The sequence below is a fragment of the Streptomyces sparsus genome (assembly GCF_054776295.1).
The window spans coordinates 1-5,278 of the sequence record NZ_BAAHCA010000290.1 but is presented as its reverse complement, the minus strand read 5'-3'; the positions used below and the strand labels follow the sequence as shown (position 1 = coordinate 5,278).

The following is a 5,278-nucleotide window of genomic DNA, read 5'->3' as shown; positions in this document are numbered from 1 at the left end:
GCACGCGCCGCCCTCGACCGCGGCGAGCGCCTCCGGCAGCGAGCCGGCACCGGCCGCCGCCGGTGGCAGCAGCGCCGCGAACCGGGAGCTGAGCACCGCACCGAGTACCGCCACGCCCAGTCCGTGCCCGAACTCGGCCAGCGTGCCGTTCACTCCCGCGCCGACGCCCGCCTTCGCCGGGGGGATGGCCGACATCAGGGCGTTCGCCATCGTCGGCATGGCGAGGGCCACGCCGACCCCCATGACGACCAGTCCGAGCAGCATGCCCGCGTAGGACGCGCTGCCGAGGACCGCCACGCACACCAGTCCGGCCGACAGCAGGCTCATGCCGAGCAGGATCGTGACGGGTGTGCCGAGCCTCACCGCCGTACGGGCACCGCCTCCGCCGAAGTTGACCAGGATCACCGTGAGGGCGAGCGGCACCATGCGGAGTCCGGCCGCCAGCGGCTCGTAGCCGAGCACGAACTGGAGGTGCTGGGTGAGCAGGTAGAGCGAACCGGCCATGCCGAAGGCCACCAGCAGTCCACCCGCGACGGCGCCCACGAACTTCTGGTCGCGGAAGAACTGCATGTCCAGCATCGGGTGCGGGATACGCAGCTCCCACCACACGAAGAGGGCCAGCACCGCCGCACCCAGGAACGCGGTGAGCAGCACCCGGGCGGACGTCCAGCCGTGCTCGGGGCCGGAGATGATCGCGAAGACCAGCGAGGTCATGCCGACGACGGAGAGCAGGGCGCCCACCGGGTCCAGCGGGTCCCCGCTGGGGTTGCGCGACTCGGGCACGAGCACCACGACCGCGACCAGGCCGAGCGCCACCACCGGGAGGTTGATCAGGAACAGTGAGCCCCACCAGTAGTGGTCGAGCAGGAAACCACCGATCACGGGGCCGAGGGCGAAGCCCAGCGAGAGCACCGAGCTCCAGATGCCGATGGCCCGGGGGCGTTCGGCGGCGTCGAATATCTGCATCACCACGGCGAGCGTGCAGGTCAACAGCAGTGCGCCACCGATGCCCATCCCGGCGCGGGCGGCGATGAGTTGGGCCGACGACTGGGCGAGTGCCGCGGCCAGTGAGCCGAGGCCGAACAGGGCGAGCCCGGCGAGCAGCATGCGCTTGCGGCCGAAGCGGTCGGCGGCGTTGCCCGCGGTCAGCAGCAACCCGGCCTGCACCAGCGCGTAGGCGTTGATCATCCACTGGATGTCGGAGGTGGAAGCCGACAGGTCCCGACTCAGGGAGGGGATCGCGATGTTCAGGATCGTGTTGTCCAGCAGGACGGTGAACTCGGCGAGGCAGATGACGGCCAGGATCAGCCAGCGGCGGGGATGCCCCCCGGTGGGTATGACGGCGGACTCAGCGGCGTTCGTCGCCGTCATGCGGGCTCCCCTTCACGACGTTAGGTAAGGCAGCCCTTACCGTACACCGTAGAGGGGCCCGTGACAGGGGCCGGTCGGTGTCCGGCAGGCGTCGGGACGGCATCGGTTGGCCGGGCGCCTGGCTGGATGGCTCGCTGGGCAGTCCGCTGGCCGGGTGGTTCGCTGGCCGGGTGGTTCGCTCGCCGGGTGGTTCGCTGGCCGGGTGGTTCGCCGCGGGTGACGGTGGGGCGGGGCGGACGGGAGTGGACGGAGTCGGCAAGGGACGCGTCAGTGCGGGAAGGGCAGCCCGGGGGCGTCACCGTGGGAGGGGCAGCAGGCGGTGTGCGTTGTCGTGGCAGACCGCGCGCAGCCAGTCGTCACCCAGGCCGAACCGGGTGAGGACCTCGAGCGCGTGCCGGTAGCCGTACGGAATGTTGGGGAAGTCGCTGCCGAAGAGGATGCGGTCACCGAGGGAGGACAACCGGGACCGCTCCGACGGCGGGAACGGCATCATGCGCTCGGAGAAGTCCGTGAAGGCCATCGTGGTGTCCAGGTGCACACCGGGCCGGCGCTCGGCGAGGTCCAGGAAGTCCGTGTACTCCGGCATGCCCATGTGCGCGACGATCAACTTCAGCGCCGGGTGCCGGGCGAGCACCTCGGCGACCGGCCCGGGCCCGGTGAACCTGCCCGGCGCCGGACCCGACCCGCAGTGGATCACGGTCGGCACCCCGGCATCGGCGAGCATCCCCCACACCGGGTCGAGCAGCGCGTCACGAGGGTCGTAACCACCCACCTGCACATGGGCCTTGAACACCACCGCACCGGCGGACAGGGCCCGTTCGACGTAGTCGGCGGCGTCCGGTTCGGGAAAGAACGTGGCCGTGTGCAGGCAGTCGGGCGTCCGTGCCGCGAAGTCGGCACTCCAGCTGTTGAGCCAGCCCGCCATGGCCGGCTTGTGCGGGTAGAGCATCGAGGTGAACGCCCGCACCCCGAACCCGCGCAGCACGGCGAGGCGTTCGTCCTCCGCCTGCCGGTACGTGATCGGCCACCGGGTGCCGGTCAGCGGCCCGACCTGGTCGAAGTAGGCCCACACCTTGTCCAGTACCGGCTTCGGCATGAAGTGGGTGTGGACGTCCACCAGCCCGGGCAACCCCAGGCCTCGCCAGAACCCGCACACGTACGCGCGCTCGTCGGCGTCCGCGTCAGCACGCTCAGGCGGGGCGGCGGAGGCGGATCCCGCCCCCTCCGGCCCACCGTCTCCGTTCCTCCCCGACGCCCGACCGGCGACGGGCTCCGGCGCATCCTGTTCCCGTGCTGCACCGCACATGGAACGAGAGTACGGCGACCGACCGACGTCCACCCCCGCCCGACGTCCGCTCCCGCCCGAGCAGCACAGGCGAGGGGCGGCAACTCCCCCCGCCGCACGTGCGCGTGCCGGTCGGCCTGCCTGGGCACCTGCCTGCCCGCTGAGGGGTCCCGTGCGCCTGGAAACGTCCCGCGCGGCATGTTTCCGGCCGATTGCAGAACGGTGCGCATCCCCCCGATCACGCCACCGTCCGGCCGGCGGTCGGGCCTCTGAACGGGGCCTCGGCGATGACGGGCCGTCGCTTCAAGCCACTGCTTGAATACGGGACGTTACTTGATCTGTTCGGTCGATGTGCATTCTGTGAAGGTTCTCGGCAGACTCCTGATCGCTACCAGCACACACAACTGCGGAAGGATGCACACAATGCGGAACACCGCGCGATGGGCAGCGGCCGGCACTCTGTTAACAGCAGCGACGCTCGGCCCTCTGAGCGGCACGGCCCTCGCGGAGGCCACGCCCTCGTCACCCTCGCTCTACAGCCCCTCTGCCCTCACCCTGACGGTCGCCCACGGTGAGAGCGCAGCCGCCACCTCGCCACACCGGGCCGTCACGCTGTCCTGCTCGCCGAGTGCGACCGGCAGCCACCCCGCCCCCGACCGCGCCTGCGATCAACTCCAGGCTGTGGACGGCGACTTCGACAGCCTGCCGGGGGAGAAGGATCGTTTCTGCACGATGGAGTACAACCCGGTCGTGGTCACCGCGCAGGGCGTGTGGCAGGGCGAGCGCGTCTCCTACGAGCAGACCTTCGCCAACGACTGCATCAGGAAAGTCGATGGCATGGCCGTCTTCAGCTTCTGAGCCGCCACGTCGCCCGCCGGGCTGCCATCTCAGCCTCCGCGCCGCCGCGTAGGCCTCTGAGCTGCCGCGTTCGTCCCGCACTGCCTCCCCGCAGCGGGACCTCGCGGGGGTCTCGGCCAACGGCACTGCCGTCCTCCCCGCCGAGACCCCCGCAAAGCGAGAGACAACCGGCCGCCCGCCACGGCGACCTCGACCCGCTCCACACGGAGACGCGTCACGGGGGACCCGGAACGGGGGCGGCGACGCAGGAGACACCGGAACACCGGTCCTCCGAACACCGGAGGACCCGAACACCGGAACACCGGAACAAAAACGTCCGGCCCGGCACTCGAAAGTGCCGGGCCGGACGTGTCAGTAGCGGGGACAGGATTTGAACCTGCGACCTCTGGGTTATGAGCCCAGCGAGCTACCGAGCTGCTCCACCCCGCGTCGATGAACACCACCCTACGCGACGATCGCCGTGCACGGAAATCCGTAACCCCCCGAGGCCCGACGCGGCCCACGGCAGGCCCCGGACCAGGGACTCCGACCGGCCCGGGGGCGGGGCCGCGGCCGGGAGGACGAGCCCCGACGCGTCCCGATCCGAGGCACGCAGTCCGGCCCGGGACGTGCTGTCCTGCCCGAGGGACTGCCCGGTTCGAGGTGCACGGCCGAAACGGCCGTCAGCTGCCCGCCTCCGCCGACCGCTCCCACTCCCCGTCCTGCCCGTAGACGTAGGTCGGGCGGCCCTCCGCGCTGCTCGTGCGGAACGGACGCCCGTTGTCGTCGACGCGCAGCGTGCCGGTTCGACCGGCGCTCGCCCAGTCCAACTCCAGGTACCAGTCGCAGTCGCAGCCCTCCGCCTCCGCCTGCACCAGCAGCACCTCCGGGTCCGTTCGCGAGACCCGCAACGGGAACTCCCGGGCCGGCAACTCCACACCGGTACCGGAGGCGTCGTAACCGTCGACCGGTCGCACCCGCGGACGCGGCACGTCCAGGTCGAGCGCCAACACCGCCGGGGTCAGAGCACCACCGCACCCCTGGTCCATCGCGTACGCGTTCCACGACGGCGGCGACCGCCGCTCCACCACCCGCGCCCGCAGCGCGCGGAGCACCACGGCATCGGCCGCCGTGCCCTGCACGGTGATCTCCACATTGGTGCCGTCCCCGTGCACCGCGCCGAGCGCGTCCGCCCACGACCGCGCGTCCTGCTCGACCGGCGGTGACGGAACGGCCCCGGGTTCCCGCGGCGTGAGATAGGTGTGGCCGCAGCCGGCGGTCCAGGTGTGGGAGCGCACCTCGACCGCCAGCGGAGGCTCGGCTTCCGCCGCCTTCTCAGCCTTCTCCGCCTTCTCCGAGGCCGACGGCCCGCCGCTGCGCGGACCGTCCGCGTCGTCACCGTCTCCGGCGACCGGCGACAGCGCCACCACCACCCCGGCCAACAGCGCCGCCGTCACCACGCCCACCACGCCGAGCACCACCCGTCGCTCCTGCCACAGCCGACGCCCCGGCCCGGACGGGTGGGCGGCTGCGGGCACCACCGGTTGCGAAGTGCCCCACGCGTCGGGGGCGACGCAGTGACCTGGGGGCGGATACGGCGGCGTTCCGGTACTCGTGGCGGTGACGGGCTTGGCCGGGCGCTGGTGTTCGGCCCGGGCGGCCGGGGCGTGAAGGGCGGCCGGGTCCTGAGGTACCGCCGGGTCTCGGAGGGTCGCCGGGCCTCCGGGTGCTGACCGGCCTGGGGGTGTCGCCGGGTCCCGGGGTGCGGGTCGGTCCGGGCGCGCC

4 protein-coding genes and 1 tRNA gene are annotated in these 5,278 nt (G+C 72.1%); 1 reads left to right on the top strand and 4 read right to left on the bottom strand.

Features of this window, described 5'->3' with window-relative positions; all coding sequences use genetic code 11:
* A partial coding sequence (locus ACYVE9_RS14620) for a DHA2 family efflux MFS transporter permease subunit (protein WP_461028270.1) occupies positions 1-1,371 on the bottom strand: 1,371 nt, incomplete at its 3' end.
* 295 nt (positions 1,372-1,666) lie between these two features.
* On the bottom strand, positions 1,667-2,677 hold the full coding sequence (locus ACYVE9_RS14615; protein ID WP_461028269.1) for an amidohydrolase family protein: 1,011 nt from the start codon (positions 2,675-2,677) through the stop codon (positions 1,667-1,669).
* A gap of 402 nt (positions 2,678-3,079) precedes the next feature.
* Here ACYVE9_RS14615 and ACYVE9_RS14610 point away from each other — a divergent pair, with 402 nt between their 5' ends.
* Positions 3,080-3,514 carry a subtilase-type protease inhibitor gene (locus ACYVE9_RS14610; RefSeq protein ID WP_461028268.1) on the top strand — a complete coding sequence of 145 codons (435 nt, stop codon included), beginning with the start codon at positions 3,080-3,082 and terminating at the stop codon, positions 3,512-3,514.
* Positions 3,515-3,869: 355 nt separating this feature from the next.
* On the opposite strand, the gene ACYVE9_RS14605 is transcribed toward ACYVE9_RS14610, so the two are convergent.
* Together ACYVE9_RS14605 and ACYVE9_RS14600 are read right to left on the bottom strand one after the other, a co-directional pair.
* Positions 3,870-3,943 (bottom strand) — tRNA-Met (locus ACYVE9_RS14605).
* A gap of 233 nt (positions 3,944-4,176) precedes the next feature.
* Complete coding sequence (locus ACYVE9_RS14600) at positions 4,177-4,974, bottom strand: hypothetical protein (RefSeq protein ID WP_461028267.1); 798 nt, start codon at positions 4,972-4,974, stop codon at positions 4,177-4,179.
* Between the last annotated feature and the right edge of the window lie 304 nt (positions 4,975-5,278).

Bases quoted from the DNA above. Each gene is read 5' to 3' on its own strand.
- ACYVE9_RS14610 (WP_461028268.1), top strand. From the start codon at position 3,080: ATGCGGAACACCGCGCGATGGGCAGCGGCCGGCACTCTGTTAACAGCA.
- ACYVE9_RS14615 (WP_461028269.1), bottom strand. From the start codon at position 2,677: ATGTGCGGTGCAGCACGGGAACAGGATGCGCCGGAGCCCGTCGCCGGT.